The organism is Bradyrhizobium daqingense, assembly GCF_021044685.1.
Lineage (GTDB): Bacteria > Pseudomonadota > Alphaproteobacteria > Rhizobiales > Xanthobacteraceae > Bradyrhizobium > Bradyrhizobium daqingense.
This window is the reverse complement of record NZ_CP088014.1, coordinates 5,128,458-5,153,935: the sequence shown is the minus strand read 5'-3', so window position 1 is coordinate 5,153,935 and position 25,478 is coordinate 5,128,458. Positions and strand designations below refer to the sequence as shown.

At 64.7% G+C, this 25,478-nt stretch carries 16 protein-coding genes, 1 tRNA gene and 1 pseudogene; 2 read left to right on the top strand and 16 right to left on the bottom strand.

Annotated features, from left to right (window positions below; translation table 11 throughout):
- Nucleotides 1-107 precede the first annotated feature (107 nt).
- The 4 genes and pseudogenes from LPJ38_RS24385 to LPJ38_RS38150 form a co-directional block, all read right to left on the bottom strand.
- On the bottom strand, nucleotides 108-1,349 hold the full coding sequence (locus LPJ38_RS24385) for an acetamidase/formamidase family protein (RefSeq protein WP_145633577.1): 1,242 nt from the start codon (nucleotides 1,347-1,349) through the stop codon (nucleotides 108-110).
- 49 nt (nucleotides 1,350-1,398) lie between these two features.
- Nucleotides 1,399-3,021, bottom strand: coding sequence for an amino acid ABC transporter permease/ATP-binding protein (locus LPJ38_RS24380; protein ID WP_145633574.1), 1,623 nt, complete (start codon nucleotides 3,019-3,021; stop codon nucleotides 1,399-1,401).
- Nucleotides 3,021-3,938, bottom strand: a complete 918-nt coding sequence (locus LPJ38_RS24375) for an ABC transporter substrate-binding protein (RefSeq protein ID WP_145633571.1) — start codon at nucleotides 3,936-3,938, stop codon at nucleotides 3,021-3,023. The genes LPJ38_RS24380 and LPJ38_RS24375 overlap by 1 nt, the downstream gene beginning before the upstream one ends.
- A gap of 335 nt (nucleotides 3,939-4,273) precedes the next feature.
- Nucleotides 4,274-4,533 (bottom strand): annotated as a pseudogene (locus LPJ38_RS38150) (hypothetical protein).
- A gap of 256 nt (nucleotides 4,534-4,789) precedes the next feature.
- Between LPJ38_RS38150 and LPJ38_RS24370 the strand changes: the two are divergent.
- On the top strand, nucleotides 4,790-4,996 hold the full coding sequence (locus LPJ38_RS24370) for a hypothetical protein (RefSeq protein ID WP_145633568.1): 207 nt from the start codon (nucleotides 4,790-4,792) through the stop codon (nucleotides 4,994-4,996).
- Nucleotides 4,997-5,063: 67 nt separating this feature from the next.
- Here LPJ38_RS24370 and LPJ38_RS24365 read toward each other — a convergent pair whose 3' ends face one another.
- From LPJ38_RS24365 to LPJ38_RS24335, 7 genes are all read right to left on the bottom strand, one after another.
- Nucleotides 5,064-5,210 (bottom strand): hypothetical protein, encoded by a 147-nt coding sequence (locus tag LPJ38_RS24365; RefSeq protein ID WP_167520475.1) that lies wholly within the window; start codon nucleotides 5,208-5,210, stop codon nucleotides 5,064-5,066.
- A 181-nt stretch (nucleotides 5,211-5,391) separates the two neighbouring features.
- Nucleotides 5,392-5,465 (bottom strand) — tRNA-Cys (locus LPJ38_RS24360).
- Nucleotides 5,466-5,533: 68 nt separating this feature from the next.
- A complete protein-coding gene (locus LPJ38_RS24355; protein ID WP_145633563.1) occupies nucleotides 5,534-6,271 on the bottom strand; it encodes a tRNA-uridine aminocarboxypropyltransferase in 738 nt (245 codons plus the stop codon).
- A gap of 36 nt (nucleotides 6,272-6,307) precedes the next feature.
- A complete protein-coding gene (locus LPJ38_RS24350) occupies nucleotides 6,308-9,412 on the bottom strand; it encodes an efflux RND transporter permease subunit (protein WP_145633560.1) in 3,105 nt (1,034 codons plus the stop codon).
- On the bottom strand, nucleotides 9,412-12,564 hold the full coding sequence (locus LPJ38_RS24345) for an efflux RND transporter permease subunit (protein ID WP_145633557.1): 3,153 nt from the start codon (nucleotides 12,562-12,564) through the stop codon (nucleotides 9,412-9,414). The genes LPJ38_RS24350 and LPJ38_RS24345 overlap by 1 nt, the downstream gene beginning before the upstream one ends.
- Nucleotides 12,565-12,601: 37 nt before the next feature.
- Nucleotides 12,602-14,005 (bottom strand): efflux RND transporter periplasmic adaptor subunit, encoded by a 1,404-nt coding sequence (locus LPJ38_RS24340; protein ID WP_145633554.1) that lies wholly within the window; start codon nucleotides 14,003-14,005, stop codon nucleotides 12,602-12,604.
- Nucleotides 13,995-15,446, bottom strand: a complete 1,452-nt coding sequence (locus LPJ38_RS24335) for an efflux transporter outer membrane subunit (protein WP_231088391.1) — start codon at nucleotides 15,444-15,446, stop codon at nucleotides 13,995-13,997. Before LPJ38_RS24335 ends, LPJ38_RS24340 begins: the two co-directional genes overlap by 11 nt.
- Before the next feature lie 751 nt (nucleotides 15,447-16,197).
- On the opposite strand from LPJ38_RS24335, the gene LPJ38_RS24330 reads away from it, so the two are divergent.
- Nucleotides 16,198-17,232: a cysteine synthase A gene (locus LPJ38_RS24330; protein ID WP_145633547.1), complete on the top strand. Its 1,035-nt coding sequence runs from the start codon at nucleotides 16,198-16,200 to the stop codon at nucleotides 17,230-17,232.
- 46 nt (nucleotides 17,233-17,278) lie between these two features.
- Here the strand turns inward: LPJ38_RS24330 and LPJ38_RS24325 are convergent, their stop codons facing one another.
- From LPJ38_RS24325 to LPJ38_RS24305, 5 genes are all read right to left on the bottom strand, one after another.
- Nucleotides 17,279-19,516, bottom strand: coding sequence for a tetratricopeptide repeat protein (locus LPJ38_RS24325; RefSeq protein WP_167520474.1), 2,238 nt, complete (start codon nucleotides 19,514-19,516; stop codon nucleotides 17,279-17,281).
- 107 nt (nucleotides 19,517-19,623) lie between these two features.
- Complete coding sequence (locus LPJ38_RS24320) at nucleotides 19,624-21,897, bottom strand: O-linked N-acetylglucosamine transferase, SPINDLY family protein (protein ID WP_231088390.1); 2,274 nt, start codon at nucleotides 21,895-21,897, stop codon at nucleotides 19,624-19,626.
- A 98-nt stretch (nucleotides 21,898-21,995) separates the two neighbouring features.
- Nucleotides 21,996-22,733, bottom strand: a complete 738-nt coding sequence (locus LPJ38_RS24315) for an amino acid ABC transporter ATP-binding protein (protein WP_145633544.1) — start codon at nucleotides 22,731-22,733, stop codon at nucleotides 21,996-21,998.
- A gap of 11 nt (nucleotides 22,734-22,744) precedes the next feature.
- On the bottom strand, nucleotides 22,745-24,265 hold the full coding sequence (locus LPJ38_RS24310; RefSeq protein ID WP_145633541.1) for an amino acid ABC transporter permease: 1,521 nt from the start codon (nucleotides 24,263-24,265) through the stop codon (nucleotides 22,745-22,747).
- Nucleotides 24,262-25,467, bottom strand: a complete 1,206-nt coding sequence (locus tag LPJ38_RS24305) for an amino acid ABC transporter permease (protein ID WP_145633538.1) — start codon at nucleotides 25,465-25,467, stop codon at nucleotides 24,262-24,264. The genes LPJ38_RS24310 and LPJ38_RS24305 overlap by 4 nt, the downstream gene beginning before the upstream one ends.
- Nucleotides 25,468-25,478: the final 11 nt, after the last annotated feature.

Sequence of the window (25,478 nt, the reverse complement as noted above, 5' to 3'; positions counted from 1 at the left end):
AAGCAACCTCCGTGCCAGACGTTCGCGATGATCCGTCCCGGCGACAGGCTGCAAATGACCTTCGTCGTTCACGACGCTGACCCCAAAAGCGAATGCCATTCAATGCATTAGTCGCACCGGAAGATGTTCTTGCGGATCGTGCCGTGGACGCCCCAATTGGCATCAACGACCTGCGTGACGCCGAAATCGGCGCCGACCGACATCAACGAGATCGCCTCGTCCTCGCTGAGACGATGCACGGTCATCAGGAAACGCCGAACTTTGCGGAACGCATCGCGCATCGCACGGTCGAGACTACTGTGATTGGCAATCTCCGTTTGCGCATCAGTGCCGAGGGTCGCGAGATAGTTCGGATAGGTGAAGCCGTAGAACGACCAGGTATGGTCGGTCTCGAGCATGGGATGATCGAGGCCGTCGAGGCTGGTGCCGGCAAGGTCCGCCTTCTTGTGCAGGATGAATTCGAAATCGCCGGTCAGCGAGGTCTCGATCGCGGTGCCGCCGAGCTCACTGTCGCCCTGGGCTGCATGGGGATCGCCGACCGAGAAATAGGCGCCGGGCACCGCAACCGGATAGAACATCCGCGCGCCCTTGCCGATGCGCCAGTCATCGATATTGCCGCCGGTATAGCTCGGTGGGATCGAGCTGACGAAATCGGCTTCCGAGGGAGCAAGCCCCATCGTGCCGAAATGCAGGCGCGCCGGCACTTTCACACGGGACAAGATGTTCTCGCGCTTGGTGATGGTCGCGTGGTCGACGCGCACGCCGGGATAGTCGATGGTCGAATGTACGATGCCGTCGGGATCGGTCTGCGGCGTCCAGACGTAGTTGTAGACCGCCTTTGCGTAGGGCTCACCAGAGGTGTCCAGCTCGAAGATGGTGACGACCTCCCGGGGCTTCGGCTCCGCGATCAGATCGTGATAGTGAAAGCCCCAGTTCGCCGCGACGTTGGAGCCGAAGCAGCGGCCGGCATGGCAGGCGCTGCAACTCGGCCGCGGCCGGACGTCGAGGATACGCACTTCGAGGATATCGCCGGGTTCGGCGCCTTCGATCGCGACGGGGCCGGTGAGCAGATGCACGCCGATCCCCTCGCCTGCACCGCGGATGAAAGGGCCGTCGACGGGGCCCGAGCCGCGGCGTGCCACCGCCTTGTGCTCGCGGGTCCAGTGAAACACGCTCTCGGCGCCGGGATCGCCCTGGATCATGCGCTCGTAATCGTCGTTGGCGTGATGGGTCAGCGTCTCGATGGTGGCGCGATCCCCGGAGCGCAGCGTCAGCGCCGGCGTGACCTGCTTGGAGAAATAGCCCCAGTGGACGGTTTTCGGCGAAACCGGCAGCGTGAAATGCTTCATGAGATGGCCTCTTCAGGGAACGCGGTCTTGAACCTTGGAGAGACGATGCTCATCGCACCGTCTCCGGAGTCTTGTCGGCGTCCATCACGCTGAGGAAACGCGCTGTCAGCGGATTGCGGGGATTGGAGAGCAACTCGTGCGCGGGCCCCTCCTCGATGATCGCACCACTGCTCAGGAACGCGACGCGGTCGGCGACTTCATCAGCGAAGCGAATCTGATGGGTCGAGATGATCATGGTCAGCCCGTCGTCGATGGCGAGGCGCCGGATGACCTCCAGCACCTCGTTGACCAGTTCGGGATCGAGCGCCGAGGTCGGCTCGTCCAGCAGCAGCACGCTCGGATTCGGCGCGAGCGCGCGGGCGATGGCGACGCGCTGCTGCTGACCGCCGGACAGATGCCGCGGCAGTGCATCGGCGCGATGCGAGAGACCGACGCGGTCGAGCAGCTCCCTGGCGCGGCGGTCGGCATCGACACGCGTCATGCCGTGCACCCAGCGCAATGGACCGGCGATGTTTTCCCGGGCCGACAAGTGGGCGAATAGATTGAACTGCTGGAACACCATCCCGACGCCGACGCTGGCGCGCTCGTTGGCGAGGGCGCGGGGCGACAACGGCTTGCCGTTCTCGCCAAACCCGAGGCGCCGGCCGCCGACGCGGACCGTGCCGGACCCCCAGTTTTCGAGATGGTTGATGCAGCGGAGCAGCGTGCTCTTGCCGGAACCGCTGGGGCCGAGCAGCGCCACCACCTCGCCGACGCGGACGGTCAGGTCGAGGCCATCAAGCACCTTCTGCGGACCGTAGCTCTTGTTCAGGTCCTTTACCTCGACCGCGATATTGTTGCGCGCGATCGTTGCGGCACGTCTGGCGCGCTCCTCGGTCGTCAAGGCAAGCGGCGGCGTATCGGTCACCTCGGCCTTCACCGGCTCAGGATCGTCCGCCGTTGCCTCAGCAAGCTCCAGCTTGGTGCCGAGATCGACACGGCGCCACGGCAGATAGTCGGCCAGCTTGCGCTGGCGGCCCTTGGCGCGGTCGAGATCGAGCAGCCATTCGACGAACAGCTGGATCACGCTGATCATGGCGGTCAGCACCAAATAGAGAAGACCGCAGGCGAAGAAGATCGAGAAGAAGTCGAAGGTGGAGGATGCCAATTGCGTCGAGCGCAAGGTCAGCTCTTGCACGGCGATGACCGAGGCGAGCGAGGAATTCTTCAGCGCGCTGACGGCCTCGTTGCCGAAGGCCGGGATCATGGTGCGTATCGCTTGCGGCGCGATCACGCGCCACATCAGGATCCGCGGTGTCATGCCGAGCGCTTGCCCTGCCGTGACCTGCCCGCGGTCGACGCCGAGCACACCGGCGCGCAGCATCTCGGCGATGAATGGCGCCTCATTGCAGGCAAGTGCGAGGCCGGCCGCCAGCACCGCCGGCAGCTTGATGCCGATATGCGGCAGCGCATCGTAGGCAAACACCATCTGCAGGATCAGCGGCGTACCGCGGAAGATCACGGTGTAGGCCCGGGCAATTGCCGAGAGCAGCCAGAAGCGGGACAGCTGCATGCCGGCGAGGATCAATCCAAGGATCAATCCGCCGCCGAGCCCGAGGGCGGTCACCTCGAGGGTGAGCTGGATGCCCTCGAGCAGATACGGCATGCTCAGGTAGTGGAGGAACAGCGACATCAGTCGGCCGTGAGGATTTCCGGCTCCATGAAGTTGTTCACATCGAGCCCATGCTTCTTCAGAAGCTCCATGTGCGTGCCGGCCTTCTGCACTTCGATTAGCGCAGCCAGCACGGCATCGCGGAATTTCGGCTTGTTCTTGGGAACGGCGATGCCGACCGAATACGGGATCGTCACCGCGACTGCTTTCTCCAGCTTGTCCGGATAGGCCTTCACCGCGCTGTCGACGGTGTTGACGTCGTTGATGTAGGTGTCGGCGCGGCCGGCGAGGATCGCCTGGATGCAATTGGCGTTGTTGTCGTAGAGTTGGATGGTTGGCTCGGGCTTGCCGGCCTTCTTGCACTCGGGGATCAACGCCTGGATCAAGGGCACCTCGACATAGCCGGTGTTTTCGGCGGCAGCGGCGCCGCACAGCGACAAATTGATGCCGTTGATGCCCCTCGGATTGCCCTTGGCGACGAGGACGCCGTCGAACACCTTCGAGTAGGTGATGAAGTCGGCAGCCTTGGCGCGCTCCTTGGTGGCGTAGATGTCTGAGATCACGATGTCGGCTTGGCCGGCGGCAAGCGTGGTCAGGAGCGCTGCGAACGTCACCGCCTTGTAGGTTAGCTTGAAGCCGAGACATTCGCCGATGGCTTCGCCGAGATCGATGTCGAAGCCGATGTACTTGCTGGGATCCTTGGGATCGATGGTCTCATAGCCCGGCGTATGCGGGTTGATGGCATTGACGAGCGTCTTACCCTTCCAGTCGGGATATTTCTCCTGGAGCGCGGCGCAGGCGGCAGGCGCTGCGGCCTGAGCGTTCAGCGGCGCGGCGGCGACCAGGCTGAAGGCGATGCTGGCGCCGAGCGCAAGCTTGCGCCCCGGCAATGATGGGCGCGCCGTTCCCCGCGCCTGGGGCAAAACCCGTCTCTCCATTCTCCCGCTCCCTCAATTGTCATGGCACCGGCCATGATCCAGATCTCGAAGGAACCTAGGTTGGGATCGGATGGAAAAGCTTGTCCGCGGGCGTACAAAAAATTGGATAAACGGCGCCCGCGATTTGAGCATCGGGCTGCACAAGAACTGTTCGCAGGGAGTCCGCATTAGGGGCTTGCGAATTCGGCAGAACCATATGCGCGCGCGATCGCGCCATGATTTGCGGCCGCGGGAACGCGGACCGTCCCCACAGGCTATCCGCAGCATATTCACAGGCCGCCGATTCCAGATTACCGGTTCGGCCCAACGACTTGCTGCGCACAAATCCACAGGCTCTATCCTCCGGCCTGGTTGAACACGCTGCGGCAAGCCTCGCTCAGGCTTGAGCGATTGCGCCGCGAGGAGGCGGTGATGGCCGGACATTGGGAATTTCGCCGGCGCAGAGGCGGTAAACGTCGGGCGTGCAGGCCCGGCGCTGCTCCGGCGTCCCCTGCGCATGGGCCGCTGACGTAAACAACGTGAGAAACAGCCCAAGCGTCGAGGCCCGACGCGCCCGGCTCTTCACTGCTGCGAACCGCGAGAACCTCGCCTTCATGACCGTTCTCCCGTTCTGCGCTGTCCGGCTGCGCTGGGCCGGTGTCGGGCGCGAGGTTGCGAGAAATAAACCTGCGGGGATGTGATTTCTTTCACACTGTCGGCCGAACTGCGGAACCTAGAAATCGCGAGGGGATTTTCATCACTCGCTAACCAATCGGGCCCTGATCGCCGGATCGTTAAAATGCGAACGATCGGGTCAATCGGACAACAAACCGGCTTTGCGACATTGCGCCATCCGCGTTCCGGAGGGTGCGATGAGCGAAGCCGAATTCAACTTGCTGCTGGATGCCGTCCGGGACGTCATGACTCACGAAGATTTCGCGCCGATGCCGGAGCACGATTTCGCGCCCCGCCCCTCGCCATACGCGGCCATGCCCAAGAACACCCCAATGGCCGCCAACGACAACGACGGCGCCTGGCCCCTGCTGCCTTTTCCGGAAGGCTGGTACGCCGCCTGCTGAGGCCATCGCCGTTGCGAATGGACACGCCCGCTTCGCGGGCGTTTTGTCGTGGGCGCCCAAGCGGCGGTCAGGTTTTGACGCGATCCTCGCTGTCCTGCGGCACCCGGTCGGGGGCCGCCGGCGGAAAGATGCTGTCATAGATCGTGCGCGCCTCGCGAATGAGACGGGCACGCTCCAACTCGGTTTTCGGAACAAATCGGACGATTTCGCCCACGGGTGCTCCAGCGCTCGGTGATAGGGCATTTCGCCCAGCCGATGCGAACTCTGTGCCACCGAGGTGAATCGCGGGCTTCCACTAGGCCCGGGCGAACCCGTCACCCGTCGGTCGCCTGCCAGGCGGATCGGCGCGAGCCTGCGCTATAGCCAATTACTTTTGGAAAATCAGGTGCTTGTGATGGAGGCCACGACCAGAATTGAACTGGTGTACACGGTTTTGCAGACCGTTGCGTAACCACTCCGCCACGTGGCCCCACGGCGGAATGCCTTAGACATTTCCGGCGCTTGTCGCAAGTCCAACGGCGGACGATATGGTGGACGTCAGGCTCGTTTGCCGCGCCGGAAGTCGCGTCGGCGGCCCTTCGGGGCCGGCTTTGGCGCCAATTCCGGCATTTCGACCTGAACTTCGCGGTAGCGGGTCAACAGACGTTCAAAACTGGCGTGCAGGGTCTCGGCGATATCAGGGCGCCGCTCAAGGCCGGCGAGAATCGTCGCCGCGGCCTCGATGGTCGAGAGGCCGTCGCGGCGCGGCTCCTTGCGCAGGCGCCCGTAGCGCGAGGGGTGCGCGGGGTTGAGGATCACGCGCTGGCATTTCAGCATCCAGGGATTGCGCCACCACAGCGCCTTGGCCTGGCTCCAGGTGCCATCGAGCAGCACAACGCCCTCGAGCTTGCCGAGGATCGCGCGCTGGTTGTCCGCAACCTCGCCTTTGCGGTTGAGCGCGACGATCTCGCCCTCCGCGTCGAGGTCTGCAGCGCGGGCCGAGCCGAGATAGAGCACGGCCCAACGTGCGGCGTTCTCGACCGGCCGTCCCAGCGCCTTGGACAGGCTCGGCCAGGACAAGCCGACGCGCACAGTGGCATCTTCGAAATGCTTTGCAAGCAGCCGCGCCGTGCCGAGTGCCCTGTCCTGCTCCTGCGGATGCTGGAGAATCAGGAGCGACAGACGATTTTCAAGGGGCGTGACGCTGTCGCAGATGCACAGCGGCATCGGCTTCTGACAGTGCGGGCATTCGGGGATCGGCTCGGGCGCGGCGGCGATGTCGGGCGGATTGGACATCGCGCCGCTATACGCTTTGCACAGCGCTTCAACAACCTATTCCGCAGGCGCAGCCAGCGGACGCGGCGCAGATCGCCGCCGCAGGCGGTCGATCAGGAGGTAGATCACCGGCGTCGTGTAGAGCGTCAGAATCTGCGAGACGAACAGGCCGCCGATGATGGTGATGCCGAGCGGCCGGCGCAGCTCCGTGCCCGGGCCGGTCGCGATGACGAGCGGAATGCCGGCGAACAAAGCCGCCATCGTCGTCATCAGGATCGGGCGGAAGCGCGCCTGACAGGCCTCGAAGATCGCCTCGGCCGAGGACAGGCCGCGCTGACGCTCGGCATCGAGCGCGAAGTCGACCATCATGATGCCGTTCTTCTTGACGATGCCGATCAGGAGGATGATGCCGACGAAGGCGATCACCGTCAGCGGCGTGTTGGTGAGCTGGAGCGCAAGCAGCGCGCCGAGGCCGGCCGAGGGCAGCGTCGAGATGATCGTGAGCGGATGGGCGAGGCTCTCGTAGAGCACCCCCAGCACGATATACATCGCAACCAGCGCGCCGAGGATCAGGAGCGGCTGACGGCTGCTCGTCTTGGCGAAATCGCCGGCATTGCCGTCAAAGCTGCCGCGGATACCCTCGGGCATGTGCAACTCCTCGACCGCGCGCTGGATGTTCTGCGTCGCATCCTGGAGCTGCACGTCGGGCAAGAGGTTGAACGACACCGTGGTCGAGGGGAAAGACTGCGAGTGATAGACAGCGAGCGCGGCGAGCCCGCGCGTCGCGTGCACCACGGCCGAGAGCGGTACCTGCACGTCATTGGCGCCCGCGACATAGATGCGATCGAGATTGGAGGGATCGACCTGGAATTTCGGATCGATCTCCAGCACGGTCATGTACTGGTTGCGCTGGGTATAGATGATCCCGATCTGCCGCTGCGAGAACGCATTGTTCAGCGCATTGTCGATGTCCTGAACGTTGACGCCCAGCGCCGAGGCTTTCTGGCGGTCTATCGACAGGGTCAGCTGAAGTCCGCCGGGATCGCGGTCGCTGGAGATGTCGGTAATGCCTTCGATGCTTTCCATCCGTTTGGCGACGATCGGCGCCCATTTCTGCAGCAGGCCGAGATCGGTGCTGGTCAGCGTGTACTGGTAGTCGGAATCGCTCTGCCGTCCGCCGGCGCGCACGTCCTGGGCGGCAAACATGAAGAGGCGGATGCCGGGCACGGGATAGAGCGCGCGCCTGAGACGATCGATGACGACCTGCGTGGAGATGTGGTCGCGCTCCTCCGGTGGCTTCAGGCTGATGAACATGGAGCCGCGATTCGAGGTCGCCGCCCCCGGCCCGCCTCCGCCGCCGACGGTCGATCCGATGCCGGCCACAGCAGGATCCTGCATCACGATGTCGGCGAGCCGCTGCTGGAGGCCCAGCATCGACTGGAACGAGATGTCGGCCGAGGCACGCGTCGCCCCGATGATGAAACCGGAATCGTCGGTCGGGAAATAGCCCTTGGGCACCTTGATGTAGAGCGTCACTGTGAGGCCGATGGTGGCGAAGAACACCAGCAGCGTCAGCAGTGGGAGCTCCAGCACGGTGCGCAAGGTGCGGGTGTAGAAGGCGATGACGCGCGAGAGCGAGCCTTCGATCAGTCGATCGAACAAGGTCGCAGTGCCCGAGGTGGTCTGCCGGATGTAGTGGGCGCAGATCATCGGCGTGACGGTCAGCGACACCAACGTCGAGACCAGGATGGCGAAGGTCAGCGTCAGCGAGAATTCGCGCAGCAGGCGGCCGACGACGCCGTCCATGAAGATCAGCGGCGTGAAGGCCGCGATCAGCGACAGGCTGATCGAGACCACGGTGAATCCGATCTGCCTGGCGCCCTCCTGCGCCGCCTGGAACGGCCGCATGCCGTGCTCGAGATTGCGGTACATGTTCTCGATCATGACGATGGCGTCGTCGACCACGAAGCCGACCGAGATCGCCAGCGCCATCAGCGACAGATTGTCGATCGAGAAGCCCGCGACCCACATGCCGGCGCAGGTTCCTGCCAGCGCCAGCGGCACCGAGATGCCCGCCGCGATCGTCGGCGTCAGTCGCCGCAGGAACACGAACACCACGACCATGACGAGGACCGCGGTCGCCAGCAAGGTCCATTGCATGTCCAGCACGCTGGCGCGGATCGTGCCGGTGCGATCGACCAGGGTGGAGATCTCGACGCCGGCCGGAATCCACTGCTTCAGCGCGGGGATCAACGCCTTGACCCGGTCGACGGTGTCGATGACGTTGGCGTCGCCCTGCTTGGTGATCTGGATCAGCACCGCCGGCTGCTTGTTGAACCAGGCGAAGGAGCGCGCATTGCGGACGGAATCCTCGATGTCGGCGACGTCGGAGAGCCGGACGAAATTGCCGTTCGAGCTCTTGATGATGATGTCGCGGAACTCCTTCGCCGTGCGCATCTGCTTGTTGAGCGCCAGCGTCTCGCTCTGACGCTCGCCGTTGAAGATGCCGACGGGGCCGAGCGGATTGGCGTTGATGATCGCGGTCCGGACGTCGTCGGTGGCGATGCCCGCATTCGACAGCGCGACGGGGTTGAGCTGCACCCGCACGGCCGGCTGGTCGGCGCCGGAGACCGTGACGTCGCCGACCCCAGGCACCTGTGAGATGCGCTGCGCAATGACCGTATCGGCGACGTCGTAGATCGCGCTGGCCGACAGCGTCTTCGAGGTCAGCGCCAGCACGAAGACCGGCGCGCCGGCCGTATTCGCCTTGCGGAACCGCGGCAGCGTCGGTAGGTCGGTCGGCAGATCGACCATCGATGCGTTGATTGCGGCCTGCACGTCGCGCGCGGCCTTGTCGATGTTCCGGCCGATGTCGAACTGGAGCTGGATGCTGGTGGTACCGAGCGAGCTCGTGGAGGTGATCTGGTTGATGCCGGCGATCTCGCCAAGCCGCCGCTCCAGGGGCGAGGCCACCGTCGCTGCCATCACGGACGGATCGGCGCCGGGCCGGCTGGCCGAGACGAAGATGGCGGGGAAGTCGACGTTCGGGACCGAGGCGACGGGAAGGAACTCGTAGGCCACGACACCCAGCAGGAACAACCCGATCGACAGCAGCGTGGTCGCGACCGGGCGGCGGATGAAGGGCTCCGAGATCGAGACCATCACTGCATCCCCTCGGTCGCGCCCGCGACCGGCGGACCGCCGGATTCGGCCGGCGGCAGCGCCTGCTCGAGGCGGCGGTTGATGCGGTCGAGCGCGAGGTAGATCACCGGCGTGGTGTAGAGCGTGAGCAGCTGGCTCAGCAGCAGGCCGCCGATGATGGAGACGCCAAGCGGGAAGCGCAGCTCGGCGCCGGTGCCGCTCTCGATCGCCAGCGGAAGCGCACCGAACAGCGCCGCCAACGTCGTCATCATGATCGGGCGGAAGCGCAGCAGACAGGCCTGCACAATAGCCTCCTGCGGCGACATGCCCTGCCCGCGCTCGGCATCCAGCGCGAAGTCGATCATCATAATCGCGTTCTTCTTGACGATGCCCATCAGGAGGATGATGCCGATCAGGCCGATGACCGAGAGATCCTGCCCGCACAGGATCAGCGCCAGGATCGCGCCGACGCCGGCCGAGGGCAGTGTCGACAGGATCGTGATCGGGTGGATGTAGCTCTCGTAGAGCACGCCGAGCACGATGTAGATCGTGATCACGGCCGCGAGCAGCAGCCAGGGCTGGCCGGCCAGCGCCTTGGCGAATTCGGCGGCATCTCCGGCATAGACGCCGACGATGCTGTTGGGCATGCCGATGCGGGTCTCGATCGTCTTGACAGCCTCGACGGCATCGCCGAGCGCGGCGCCCGGCGCCAGGTTGAAGCTGAGCGACACGGACGGGAATTGCGCCTGGTGCGAGATCGCCAGCGGCGCAGTGGTGCGCTTCAGGGTCGCCACGGCCGACAGCGGCACCTGGGCGCTCGGCGCGCCGACCGTCGTGCTGCTGGCGGCACCCGGCAGATAGAGCTTCGACAGGACCGAAGGATCGCGCTGGTACATCGGCAGTGCCTCCAGCACGACGCGGTACTGGTTGGCCTGGCCGTAGATGGTCGAGATCTGCCGCTGCGCGAAGGCATCGTTCAGCGTATCGGTGATGGCCTGGAGGCTGACGCCGAGCTGACCGGCGCGGGTGCGATCGACGTCGAGCTGCGCCCGCAGGCCGCCTTCCTGCGCCTCCGAGGAAACGTCGCGGAATAGCGGGTCGCGCCGCATCTCCGCGACCAGCTTGCCGGCCCATTCCGACACCAGCGCCGCGTCGGTACCCGTCAGCGTGTACTGGTACTGCGAACGGCTCGACTGGGTCGAGATCTGCACGTCCTGCACCGGCTGGAAATAGACGGTCATGCCGGGAATGCCCGCCACCCTCTCCTTCAGCCGGATCACGACCGCTGCGACATCGTCACGCCGTTCGCCGCGCGGCTTCAGGTTCATGACGAGCCGCCCGACATTGGTAGTCGGGTTGACCGAGCCGGCGCCGATAACGGAGACGACGCCGACGACATCAGGATCGGCCTTGATGGCGTCGGCCACCTCGGCCTGCCGCTTCTGCATCTCTGCGAACGACACGTCCGGTCCCGCCTCCGTCACCGCCGTAATCGAGGCGGTGTCCTGAAGCGGCAGGAAGCCCTTTGGCGCGACGACATAGAGGACGAGTGTCGCGATCAGCGTCACGAAGGTTACGATCAAAGTCGCGCGCTGACGCTCTAATACCCACAGCAGCGTCCTGTGATAGGCCTCGACGGTACGGTCGATGAAGCGGCTGATCGCGGCTAGGCCCGGCACCGCCAGCTCCTCATGGGCATGCTTGAGCAGGCGCGAGCACATCATCGGCGTCAGCGTCAGCGAGACCACCGCGGAGGTCACGACCGCGATGGTCAGCGTCAACGCGAATTCGCGGAACATGCGCCCGACGAGGCCCGACATGAACAGAAGCGGGATGAACACCGCGATCAACGATACCGTCAGCGAGATCACGGTGAAGCCGATCTCGCTGGCACCCTTGAGCGAGGCCTCCATCGGACCGTCGCCGTTCTCCATGTGGCGGACGATGTTCTCGATCATGACGATGGCGTCGTCGACCACGAAGCCGGTGCCGATCGTGAGCGCCATCAGCGACAGATTGTCGAGGCTGAAGCCGGCAAAATACATGATGCCGAAGCTCGTGATCAGCGACAACGGCAGCGCCACGCCCGCGATCAAGGTTGCACGCAGCGAACGCAGGAACAGCAGCACGACCAGCGTCACCAGCACGACCGCAAGGACCAGTGTGAACTGCACGTCGTGCACCGAGGCGCGGATGGTCACGGTGCGGTCGGAGACGATGGTCAGATTCACGCCGGCCGGGATCGCGCGTTGCACCTTGGGGATTTCGGCGCGGATCTGGCTGACGACGTCGATGACGTTGGCGCCGGGCTGGCGCTGGATGTCGATGATGACGGCCGGCGTGCCCTGATACCAGCCGCCCGTGCGATCGTTCTCGAGGCCGTCGACGATCTGCGCGACGTCGCCGATGGTGACGGGCGAGCCGTTGCGATAGGCGATGATGATCGGCCTGTAGGCGTCGGCTGCGGCGATCTGGTCGTTGGCGGCGATGATGTAGGCTTGCTGCGCGCCGTCGAGCGAACCTTTTGGCCCGGAGACATTGGCATTGGCGATCGCGGTGCGCAGATCCTCCATGGCGATGCCATAGGCGGCGAGGCGCGCAAGGTCCGCCTGGATGCGCACGGCCGGCTTCAGCCCGCCGAGCACGGATACGCGCCCGACGCCGGAGATCTGGCTGAGCCGTTGCGCCAAAATGGTGTCGGCGATATCGCTCATCGCCCGCAGCGAGATCGTGTCCGAACGCAGCGCCAGCGTCATCACCGGTGCATCCGCCGGGTTCACCTTGGCGTAGGTCGGCGGGTAAGGCAGCGTCTTGGGCAGCACGCCCGCTGCGGCATTGATCGCAGCCTGGACGTCCTGAGTAGCGCCGTCGATGTCGCGGTTGAGGTCGAACTGGAGCGAGATCTGACTGACGCCGAACGAACTCGTCGAGTTCATCGCCGACAGCGACGGGATCTGGCCGAGCTGCCGCTCCAGCGGTGCGGTGATCAGCGAGGCCACCACGTCGGGGCTGGCGCCGGGTAGCTGCGTCGTCACCTGCACGGTCGGAAAATCGACCTGCGGCAGCGCGGAGACCGGCAGTGCGAAATAGCCCAGCAGCCCGCCGATCAAGAGCGCAATGCCGAGCAGCGAGGTCGCGATCGGACGGCGGATGAAGGGTTCGGAGACACCCATGGGTTACGCCTGCCGCATCACGCGGCTGTTGTCGGGATCATGGCTGCTTGGCTCCACTTCCCGCTGCCCCCGGGCCGGGAGCCGGCCCGGTCTGCCCCTTCTGGTCGCCCTCGCTGCTCTTGCGCTTGGCGCGGAACTCGCCGTCCTTGCCCTGTCCGTCCTTCTGGTGCTCCTTCTGCCCTTCCTTGGCGCCATCCTTCTTCTGAGCGTCCGGCCCGCGCGAACGCTTGCGCGGCGCGAGGTCGGCCGACGGGGTCTGGTCGTCGCGGCCGATGATCACCTTGGAGCCGTCGGACAGATTGGCAAAGCCCGTGGTGACGACCTTGTCGTTCGGCGACAGGCCGCTGGCGATGACGGCGTCATGCTCGTTCTGCTGGGTCACCGTCACGGGCTTGGCCGAGACGACGTTGTCCTCGCCGATGACGTAGCTGAAGGTCCCGATCGGACCACGCTGCACCGCGGAGGTCGGCACCACCAGCGCCTGCGTCAAGGTCTCGACCTTAAGGCGGACATTGACGAACTGGCCCGGCCAGAGCTGGTAATTGGCGTTGGGGAATTCCGCCTTGAGCTTGAGCGTGCCGGTGGTCTGGTCGACCTGGTTGTCGATGCCGGTGAGCTTGCCGGTGTCGATCACGGTGACGCCGTCATTGCCGAACACGTCGACGGGGAGCGTTCCCTTCGCCGCCGCGGCGTTGACGCGCATGATCTGCTGCTGCGGCAGGCTGAACCACAGCGCGATCGGCTGCAATTGCGTGATGACGACGAGGCCGGTGGTATCGGAAGCGTGGATGATGTTGCCCTGGTCGACCTGGCGCAGCCCGGCGCGGCCCGAGATCGGCGCCACGATCTTGGTGTAGCTGAGCGTTGCTGCGGCGTTGTCGATCGCGGCCTGGTCCGCCTTCACCAGCGCCTCGGTCTGCGCCACCAGCGCGCGCTGGGTGTCCGCCTGCTGCTTGGAGCCGGCGTTTGACGCCGCGAGCTGCTCGTACCGTGCGAGGTCGATGCGCTGGTTGGCGAGCTGCGCCTGGTCCTGCGCCTTCTTGGCCACGGCCTGGTCGTACTGCGCCTGGTAGATCGCGGGATCGATCTCGCCGAGCACGTCGCCCTTCTTGACGTCCTGGCCTTCCGTGAAGTTGACCGCGATCAGCTTGCCGTCGACCTGCGAGCGCACGGTCACGGTGTTGAGCGCGCGGATCGCTCCGACGCCATCGAGATAGACCGGAACGTCCTGGATGCGCGGCGTTGCGGCCAGCACGGGCACCGGCAGATCGGGGCGCTGGTTGCGGTTGTTGGCCTGCTGCTGTTGCGTGACGGTCCAGCCGAGATAACCGAGCCCGCCGAGGATCGCGAGCGTGATCAGGGTCATGACGAAGCCGCGGCCGCGCGACTTCTTCGCCGTCGCCTCCTGTGCGCCCTGCTTTGTATCGGGCTTAAAGAGCATTGACCGGTTTCTCCATCCTCGGCTCCCAACCGCCGCCGAGCGCCTGGTACAGGCTGACGATGGCGAGAAGCCGTGCGAGTTGGGCCTGCCACAGCGCGTCTTCCGCCTGGAACAGGGTCAGTTGGGTGTTGAGCACGGTCACGATGTCGGCAGTGCCGGCGCGCAATTGCTGCTCGGAGAGATCGAAGGCGCGGCGCGAGGCGGTAACGACGTCGCGCTGCAATTGCAGCCTGATCGTGGTCTGCTTGATTGAGAACAGCGCGTTGTCGACGTCGGCAAAGGCCTGGATGATCGTCTTGCGGTAGGTCTGGAGCAACTCGTCCTGCCGCGCCTTGGCGAACTCGAAATTGCCGAGAATCCTGCCGCCGTCGAAGATCGGCTGCGTGGCGCTGCCGACGAGCTGGAAGAAGGCGGCATGCGGCTGGAACAGCGAGACCAGCGCCGAGCTCTGATAGCCACCATTGCCGGTAAGCTGGATCGTCGGAAAGAACTGCGCGCGGGCATTGCCGATGTTCGCGGTGGCGGAGGCAAGCTGCGCCTCCTGCCGGCGGATGTCGGGCCGCTGCGTCAGCAGCTCCGACGGCAGGCCGGGCGTCACGCGCGGGATCGCGATCCGGTCCAGGGAGCCGCCTAGCACGCGTACGCTCTCCGGCGGCCGCGAGATCAGCACCGCGAGCGCGTTGACGTTCTGGTCCAGCGTCTGGCGCAGCGGCGGTACCAGGGCCTTTTGGTTCGCCAACACGCTCTCCTGCTGGGCGACGTCCAGATCGGTGCCGGTGCCGGCCCTGCGGCGCTCCCTGACGGCGTCGAGGATGCGCTGCGCGCTCGCGATGTTGCGCTGTGAGGTCCTGATGCGGTCCTGCGAGGCCAGCACCTGGAAATAGGCGTTGGCGACGGCTGCCAGCGTCGTCAGCGCGACCGTATCGCGATCGAAGCGGTTGGCGTGAGCCGTTTCCTCGGCCGTTTGCAGCGCGGCGCGGTTCTGGCCCCAGAAATCGAGCTGATAGCTCGCGCTCAGCGAAGCCGAATAGTTGACGACCTCGCGTCCGCCGATGGACAGGCCCGAGGCGCTCGAGCCCGAAGTGCGCGAATAGGTTTCCGATCCCGCCGTCGACACGCTCGGCAGCAGCGCCGCGCCAGCCTGCCGTGCCTGGGCATCGGCCTGGACGATGCGCGCAACGGCGGCGGCGATGTCGAGGTTGACGGTTTGCGCCTCCTCCATCAGCTGCGTCAGCTCGGCGGAGCGGAAACCGCGCCACCAATCCAGCGACGGCGGCGTATCTCCCCTGCCCGCGTATTTGTACTGCACGGGAACGTCGAGCGCGGGATCGGGAAGATCCTGCGTGAGCAGGCACCCCCCGGAACTCGCTGCAAGGCACAGCGCCGCAAGCCAGCGCACCGCGCGCCGCGTCCGGGACGGCGAAGCAGGAGACCGCCGCATGGCGATTGCTGGAACATCCTGTGTCACATCCACCCCCCGCCGGGCAGATCGAGCCGCCACCGCGAAGCCGGATTAACCGATTCGCGGCGGCACAGTCGGGGGACGTTGGACAACTCGTTCACAGCTGCGATGCTTTCTCGGAACCTTGAGACCCATACTAGCCGGGCGCGGAACTGCGGGACAGTCCCGCAGCTGCGAGAGGCACACCGGAGCAGATCGCGATCACGACCGCGCAAGTGCAAAATGTCACTGTCTCGCAGTGGCTTCTTTCATTGCAGTGCAGTCCTGCCACGCGTTCAAGCTTACTAAGATTTCATGTGATATTGCCGCAACAACCGCGTGGTGAGGCTACCCAGCAGCGCTGACGCGACTTCAGCTTCGCTCTCGGGACCCGGCTGGGCCGCTCTCACGAGACCGTCAATCGAAGCGAACGCACCTCACCCACGCGGATATGCCTTCGTACGACCAGGTCACCGGGCGCCGACCTCGTCCGTCGAAGGCGTAGGTGGTGGTCAGAATGCCCAAGGCAATCGTCAGCTTTCGTGCTCCGGCGAAGACCGCGGATATTCTTCTCCGATATCCCGCCTGGCGCTCCCGCACATCATCGCTGAAGTCCGTGGTCTCCAAAATATCCCTGTCGCGGCGGAGGCTTCGGCCGGTTTCGCCGCAGCGCAAAAGCCTTCCCCTTTGGCCTTGCAAGCACTAGGTTCTGGCCAGCCTGATCAACCCTTTGCCAGTGATTTCCCCCGATATGACCTTCAAGAATGACGTTGTCGAAGCCATCGGCAACACCCCACTCATCAAGCTCAAGCGCGCCTCGGAATTGACCGGCTGCACCATCCTGGGCAAGGCCGAGTTCATGAATCCCGGCCAGTCGGTGAAGGATCGCGCCGGCAAATGGATGATCCTGGAGGCTGAGAAGCGCGGCGAGCTGAAGCCCGGCGGGCTGGTGGTGGAGGCAACCGCCGGCAATACCGGCATCGGCCTTGCCGTCGTTGCTAGCGCACGCGGCTACCGCACGCTGATCGTGATCCCGGAGACGCAGAGCCAGGAGAAGAAGGACTTCCTGAAGCTGTGCGGTGCCGAGCTGATCGAGGTGCCCGCTCTGCCCTATGCCAATCCCAACAACTACCAGCATGTCGGCCGCAGGCTAGCCGACGAGCTGCGCAAGACCGAGCCCAATGGCGTGCTCTTCGCCGACCAGTGGAACAACCTCGACAATGCCAAGGCGCATTACGAATCCACCGGACCTGAGATCTGGGAGCAGACCGGCGGCAAGGTCGACGGCTTCGTCTGCTCGGTCGGCAGCGGCGGCACCCTCGCCGGCACCAGTCGCTACCTGAAAGAGAAGAACAACCGCATCCGCATCGCCTGCGCCGATCCGCACGGCGCCGGCATGTACGACTATTTCAGGACCGGCGACGCCAAGGCGACGCCGGGCGGCTCGATCACCGAGGGCATCGGCCTCAACCGCGCCACCGCAATCGTCGAGACGGCCAAGGTCGACGACGCCTATCTCATTCCCGACGCCGAAGCGGTCAGCGCGATCTACGAGCTGCTCCAGCACGAAGGCCTGTGCCTCGGCGGCTCGACCGGCATCAACATCGTCGGCGCGATGCGGCTGGCCCAGCAGCTCGGACCGGGCAAGACGATCGTCACCGTGCTCTGCGATTCCGGCAGCCGCTATCAGTCGAAGCTGTTCAACGCGGACTTCATGCGCGCCAAGAACCTGCCCGTGCCCGAGTGGCTGGAGAAGCGCAGCAACATCAAGCCGCCCTTCGTCTGATACTCATAGCGAGCGCACGTCGCGGGCGCGCGCTCAGGCCGGCGCTTTAGGCGCCCTCGCCGTTTGCCGAGGCTGCGGCACAATAGTCGCGCCAGAACTGGCGATAGCCGGCCTCGACCTGGCGCGTATAGATCTCGACATTGCCGGCCGGCGAGGCAGCGATCCGAGCCGGCAGCTCCGCACGCAGCTTCGCCAGGTAAGCAGGCTGCGCCGCGTGCTTGCATGCGATCGCGGCGTAGCCCTCGTCGTCCTCGGCGACCCAATCGTCGAGCCCGACGGCGGCCACGATGGCCGCGCCGGCACGCGACGAGGCGCCGTTGCCGAGCTTGGCGACGACCGGCACGCCCGCATAGAGCGATTCCCAGGTGCTGACGCCGCCATTTTGCGGGAACGTATCCAGGGAGATGTCGACCTGCGTGAAGGCCAACAGGTGCTCGTGACGCGGAGTCGAGCCCATGCAGATGACGTTCTCTTGCGGGACGCCCTGCGCGACGAACCGCGCGATCAGACCGTCTCGCAGCAGGGCGTCATCGAGCAGCGTATGCTTGATGATGATCTTCGACCCCGGCACCTCGCGCATCACCTTCGCCCAGACGCGGATGGCCTCGTCCGAGATCTTGTTGACGCGGTTGAACACGCCGAAAGTGACGTGGCCGTTGCGGAGCATGGGAAGCTCCGAAGGCGGCACATCCAGGATGGGATCGGTCGTGATCAGGCACGGCAGGTCGAAGACCTTTTCCGCCAGCAGATGCCGCGCCGATTGCGGAATGAAGACCGGATCGGCGAGCACATAGTCCATCGTTGGTAGACCCGTGCCGGTCGCGTGTCCAAAGCCTGTGACCTGAATGGGGGCCGGCTTGCGGGCGAAGACCTGGAGCCTATTGCCCGAGGAATGCCCGGACACGTCGATCAGGATATCCACCTTGTCGGCCTGGATACGGTCAGCCAATTGGTCGTCAAACATCTGCCAGGCATCGACCCAGACGTCTGCAGACGACTGGAATTCGGCTGTCACCTCGTCTCGTATCGGCGAACACGAATAGCAGACGACCTCGAAATTGGCATGGTCATGATGGCGCAGCACCGGCAGCAGACCAAATGCCGCCGAGTGATAGCGGAATTCGGCGGAGACATAGCCGATCACGATCCGCCTGTGGGGGTCGAGCTGCCGGGCAGCGAGCTTCCGTTGCGGCACTCTGGCGCCGATCGCCTGCCCCCAAGCCTTTCGCGTGGCCTGCTGGATCGCGAAATCGGCCTCGGGGAGAAAGTCGAGAAAGTAGATCTTCCGCGCGATCAGGTCCGGATCCGGCGAGATCGCCAGCGCCGCATCGAGATGTTCGATGGCGGACGCGATCTCTCCCTGGTTTGCAAAACAGGAGCTCAGCAGCGCCATCGCGATGGTGGAGTGTGGATTTTGCTCCAGCAAGGTCGTGCAGGCCAGGATTGCCTGTGCGGTACTTCCTAGGCTGAGCGAGACCTCTGCCTTTCCACGCAAGGCAACTTCAAGCCGGGGCGACAATGCCAGTGCCGCATCGAAGTCCGCCGCCGCCTGTTCAAGCCGCAACAGTTCGGCATTGAGGCGTCCGCGCTGCGCCCAAATCTTCGCCGAACCGGGCTTGATCGCGAGCGCCGCTGTGAGCGCGGCTTCCGCCTCGTCGTAACGCCTGAGCTCGATGCCGACCATACCTTTGCCCGCGAGCGCTTCGACGTGACGCGGCTGAAACAACAGCGCACGATCGAAGCTCTCTTTGGCGCGGTCAAATCGATACAGTGCCATCTCCGCCACGCCACGATTGCAAAGCGCGTCGGCATAGTCGGGCTTCAGCTTGATCGCCCGGTCGTACATCTCGATGGCCTGTTCGGGCAGGTTCATCTGGAGCAAGACGCTGCCCAGACCGGCCAAAGCCGGCGTGAAATTCGGCTTCAGCGCGATCGCCTTCTCCTGGCAGGCCCGGGCCGCCTCTGGTTTCTGAAGGACGAAGTACACGGACGCGAGATTGCTATGAGCCTCGTGCGAACGCGGATCGATCGCGACCGCGCGTTCGAGCAGCTGCTGCGCCTCTTCGAGGCGCCCACCTTGTTGCGCGCACAGGCCGAGCAAATGCGTGGCGTCGAAATGATCGGGAATCGCCTGCACGATCTGGCGGCAGATCGCATCGGTCTCCGCATACCTGCCCTGGCCATAAGCGCTCGCCGCAGCGGCGATGGCAGCGTCGGCCTGCTTCTTCAACTTCTTCTGCAACCGCGCATTCTGGAATGCGCGCGCACCGGCGCTGCTCTGCAAGGTATCTCTCCGGAAGATGGCCCGCCGCGAGTCTAGCTGATTCGCACAAGCGGGCCGGCGGGGATGAAATCGGCCCGGGATATCCCGGGTCTCGCTGCTGGTCCGGCTCAGGAACCGGTCGGTGCGTCGGCCCTGGTTGTTGCAGCGTCGCCGCCATCAGAGGCAGCGGCGCAATAGTCGCGCCAGAACTGGCGGTACCCAGCTTCGAGCTCTCGCGTGTAGATCTCGACATTGCCGGCGGGCGAGGCTGCGATCCGAGCCGGCAACTCAGCGCGCAGCTTTGCGAGATGACCGGGCTGCGTCGCGAATTTGCGGGCGATGTCGACATAACCGTCGTCATCCTCCGCGATCCAGTCGCCGAGACCGACGGCGGCCACGATGGAGCCGCCGGCACGCGAGGACGCTCCATTGCCGAGCTTGGCGACGACGGGAACGCCCTTGTAGAGGGACTCCCAAGTGCTGATGCCGCCGTTTTGCGGGAACGTGTCGAGCGAAATATCGATCTGGTCGAACGCGATGAGGTGGTCGTCGCGCGAGGTGGTACCGAGGCAGGTGATGTTCTCCTCGGCAATGCCCTGCGCCACGAACCGTGCAACCAGGCTGTCGCGCAGCAGGGTATCGTCCAGCAGACCATGCTTGAGAACGATCTTCGATTCCGGCACCTCCCGCATGATGCGCGACCACACCCGGATCGCATCATCCGAGATCTTGTAGATGCGGTTGAACACGCCGAAGGTGACGTAGCCGTTGCGCAGCATCGGCAGCTCCGACGGCTGCAGATTGGTGACGGGCTCCATCGTGATCAGGCACGGCAGATCGAAGATCTTCTCCGGAAACAGATGCCGGACCGAGGGCGGAATGAAGATGGGATCGGCCAGCACATAGTCCATCGCCGGCATGCCTGTGCCCGTCGCGTGACCAAAGCCGGTGGCCTGGATCGGCGCCGGCTTCCGCGCGAAGCATTGCAGCCTGTTACCGGTGGTGTGGCCCGAAACGTCGATCAGGATATCAACCTTGTCGGCCTCAATGCGATCGGCGAGTTCGTCGTCCGAAAGTCCCCACGCGTCAACCCAGACGTCCGCCAATGATTTGAACATGGCGGTGTACTCGTCAGCGCCCGGCCAGGAATAGTAGCAGATGATCTCAAACTTGGCGTGATCATGGTTGCGCAGCACCGGCAGCAGAGTGAGGCCTGCCGAGTGCTGCCGGAACTCGGCGGCGACATAGCCGACCACGATCCGCTTCTCCGGGTCCAGCGGCCGCTTCGGCAGCGTCCTTTGCGGAATCCTCGAGCCGATCGCATCCCACCAGGTTTTTCGCACTTCCTGCTGGACCACGAAATCGGCCTCGGCGCGATAGTCCTGCAGGAAGATCTTGCCCCTGATCGCATCCCCATAGTCCGGGCGCAGATCCAGCGCGCGATCGAGATATTCGATCGCGGTGTCCATCTCGCCCTGGTTCGAATAAGCGAAGCCCATCAGCGCCATTCCCATCTCGGAGCGCGGATTTCGCTCGATCAAGGTCGCCGCCGCCGCCATCGCCTGCGCGGTTTTTCCCATGACGAGGCAGGTCTGAGCCTTGCCCCGGAGCGCCAGTTCGAGCTTCGGCGAAATCGCAAGCGCCGCCTCGAAATCCGCAAGCGCGGGCTGCAGGCGCTGCAGCTCGTAACTGAGCCGCCCACGCTGGGCCAGGATCCTCGGCGCGCCAGGCTTGATGGCCAGCGCGGTGGCGAACTTGGCGGCCGCCTCTTCGTAGTGTCGCAGTTCCATGCTGACCATGCCGCTGCCGACGATGGCCTCGGCATGACGGGGCTGAAACAGCAGGGCGCGGTCGAAACTCTCCTTGGCGCGCATGATCTGCCCGAGCACGATCTCGACCATACCACGGTTGCACAGCGCATCGGCATAATCCGGCTTCAGCTTGATGGCACGCTCGTGCATCTCGAGCGCCTGTTCGTACAGCCCCATATGCATCAGCGTGTTGCCGAGATTGGTCAGTGTCACAGCGAAATTCGGCTTCAGGGCGATGGCCTTCTCCTGGCACCGCCGTGCGTCCTCGTAATTGCCGAGGTCGAAATGCACGGTCGCCAGGTTATTGTGCGCATCATGCAGGCGCGGATCGAGCTCGATCACGCGCTCGAGCAGCTTTTGCGCCTCCTCCAGGCGCCGACCGTCATGGGCGCACATGCCGAGCAGATGCATGGCGTCGACATGATTGGGGATGGCCTTCAATATCTCACGGCAGAGCGCTTCGGTTTCGGTATATCTGCCCTGGCCATAGGCGGCGGCCGCTGTGGAGAGGATAGCGTCCGCCTGCTTCATCAATTTCTTCTGCAATCGCGCATTCTGGAATGCGCGCGCGCCGCCGCCGCTGCTCTGCAAGGTGTCTCTCCGGAGGGTAGTCCGGCACGAGTCTAGCTGATTCGCGGCGGCAGCCAGCCGATCAGCTGGGGCGGAGACACCCCGGGATTTCCCGGGGCTCAGCGCAGGATCTGGCTGAGGAACAGTTTCGTGCGGGCGTGCTGCGGGGCTGCGAAGAACTCGTTCGGCGTGTTGGCCTCGATGATCTGGCCGGCGTCCATGAACACGACGCGGTTGGCGACCTCGCGGGCAAAGCCCATCTCGTGAGTGACGACCAGCATGGTCATGCCTTCCCCGGCGAGGTCGACCATGGTGTCGAGCACCTCCTTGACCATCTCGGGGTCGAGCGCGGAGGTCGGCTCGTCGAACAGCATCACCTTCGGGTTCATGGTGAGCGCGCGGGCGATCGCGACGCGCTGCTGCTGGCCGCCGGACATCTGCCCCGGAAACTTGTTGGCCTGATGCGGAATCTTGACCCGCTCCAGGAATTTCATGGCGGTCGCCTCGGCGTCCTTCTTGGGGATGTTGCGCACCCAGATCGGCGCCAGCGTGCAATTGTCCATGACCGTCAGATGCGGAAACAGGTTGAAGCTCTGGAACACCATGCCGACTTCGCGGCGCACCGCATCGACATGCTTGAGGTTGGGCCCGAGCTCGATGCCGTCGACGACGATCTCGCCCTGCTGGAATTCCTCCAGCGCGTTGACGCAGCGGATCAGCGTCGACTTGCCCGAGCCGGAGGGGCCGCAGATCACGATTCGCTCGCCCTTGCCGACCTCGAGGTCGATGTCGCGCAACACGTGAAACTCGCCGTACCATTTGTTGAGCCCGGAAATCTTGACGATGGGGTCGGACATGGTGCGCTCCATCAGTTGCGGCGGTGAGCGTTGAGGCGATGCTCGACGAAGAGCGAGTAGCGCGACATTCCAAAGCAGAAGATGAAGTAGACGATGCCGGCGAAGGCAAAGCCGGTGAACAAGGTCGACGGCGTCGACCATTTCGGGTCCGAGAACGAGGCGCGTAGCGAGCCGAGGAGATCGAACAGCGCCACGATCGAGACCAGCGAGGTATCCTTGAACAGCGAGATGAAGCTGTTGACGAGGTTCGGAATGACGTGACGCAGCGCTTGCGGCAGCACGATCAGCGAGGTCGTCTTCCACCAGGACAACCCCAGCGCCGCCGCCGCCTCGCTTTGCCCGCGCGGGATCGCAGCGAGACCGCCTCGGACGTTCTCGGCCTGATAGGCCCCCGTGAACAGCGCGATGCCGATCAGCGCGCGAACCAGGCCATCGACCGTGAAATTACCCGGCAGGAACAGCGGCAGCATGTACGTGGCGAAGAACAGCACGGTGATCAGCGGCACGCCGCGCCAGAACTCGATGAAGGCGATCGAAAATATCCGGATCAGCGGAATGGTGGAGCGGCGGCCGAGCGCCAGCGCAATGCCGATCGGCAGCGAGGTGACGATACCGGTGACGGAGACGACCAGCGTCACCAGAAGCCCGCCCCACAGATTGGTCGACACGACCGGCAGTCCGCCGCGGTCAAGCCCCATCAGCTTGATGACGATCGCGATGGCAATGAACGTGGCGATGCTCCACAGGAGGGCTCGCCATCCGGTGCGAATGCCGCCGCCGAGTACGAAGGCGATCAGGCAGACGATCCCGGCCGTGACGGCGAAATCGGCCCAGACCGGCTGCCCCATCGTCTGGATGTGATCACGCAGCCAGGTGAGCGGAAAGATCAGCCAGGAGATCGCCGTGCCGACCAGCACGATCAGGCTTCCAAGGGCCCACAGCAGCGGGGCGATGGCGGAGGTCTTGCTGAGATTGAGCAGCGCCTGCCCGGCTCCGACGATGCTCTCTTCGAACAATTGCAACAGGCTGGCCGTCCAGCTCAGGCCGAAGCCCTTGATGCCGCCGCCGTGCAGCAGGAAGAATGCGACCACCGGAAAGGCGACGAAGAACAGGCTGGCATTAAGATTCTTAGCCGGCAGCCGCGGAACGAGCATCGGCACCAGCAGGACCACGGCCAGGACGAAAGTAAGATCGACCCGCCAGCGCTCGGCCTCGGGATAGAAGCCGTAGATCAGCTGCGGCAGCTTGGCCTGGATGTAGGGCCAGCACGCGCCAACGACGAAACCGGCGTTTTCGGAGAGGCACGCCGCGCGGTCCTTGCCGGTCCAGACCGCATCGACCACCAGGAACTTGACTGAAGGGACAATCGTGAACCAGAGCAGCAGCGCGCCCACGATCGTGAGCAGGATGTTGGTTGGCGAACTGAACAAGCGAGTGCGCAGCACGCCGATGAAGCCCGTGGTCTTGACCGGTGCCGGACGCTCGGCGACCAAATCCTGACGGACGAAGGCGGAGGTGGTGACATCGCTCATGCGCCGAGGCTCCGGCTGACGCGCCACCCATAGACGCTCATGATCGCGCTGGTGAGGAGGGAGATCAAGAGGTAGACGCCCATCGTCATGGCGATGATCTCGATCGCCTGCCCGGTCTGGCTCAGCGAGGTGCCGGCGAACACCGACACGAGGTCGGGATAGCCGATCGCGACCGCCAGCGAGGAGTTCTTGGTCAGGTTGAGATACTGGTTGGTCAGCGGCGGCACGATGACGCGCATGGCCTGCGGCACGACGATCAGCCGGAGCGTGGTGCCGCGGCCCAGGCCCAGGGAGGATCCCGCCTCCATCTGCCCCTTGTGCACGGACAGGATGCCGGCGCGCACGATCTCGGCGATGAAGGCGGCGGTGTAGGTCGCCAGCGCCAGCGTCAGCGCCACGAACTCCGGAATGATGCGCGCGCCGCCGGCAAAATTGAACCCCTTGAGCTGCGGCAGCTCGAAGGTAAAGGGCAGACCAAACACCAGCACGGTCGCGAGCGGCAGCCCGACCAAGAGGCCCAGCACGTAAGGCCAGATCCGGATCACCTCTCCCCGCTGAAACAGCGCGCGCCGTGCATGAATGCGCAGGGCCAGCGATGCCACGATGCCGAGCGCCAGCATCGCCAGGAACGGCACGAAGCCGCTGCCGCCAATCGGCGACGGAATGACGAGACCGCGATTGCTCAGAAAGCTGATGCCGAGCAGCGAGATGCTCTGCCGCGGATTGGGCAGCGCCGCCAGCACCGCGAGGTACCAGAACAGGATCTGGAACAAGAGCGGCAGATTGCGGATGACCTCGACGTAGATCTCGCCGACGCGGGACAGCAGCCAGTTCGGGGAGAGCCGGCAGAGCGCGACGATGAAGCCGAGCACGGTGGCGAGGACGATGCCGACCACCGAGACCACGAGCGTGTTGAGGAGCCCGACCACGAACACGCGCAGGAACGTGTCCGAGCCGGTGTAGGAGATCAGGGTCTGGTTGACGTCGAAGCCGGCATTGTTCCTGAGGAAGCCGAAGCCCGCGGCAATGTGCTGGTTCGCGAGATTGGCGCGGGCGTTGGAGACGATCTCATAGCCGATCCAGCCCAGGATCGCCGCGAAGGCAAACTGGACGGCGATGCCGTTCCAGCCTGCCTTGCCGCCCAGCATGCGCCTGATCTTCAGCGCAATCTGGGGCGGCGGTTTACGGGCTTCGGTGCTCATCGCCGCGAGCC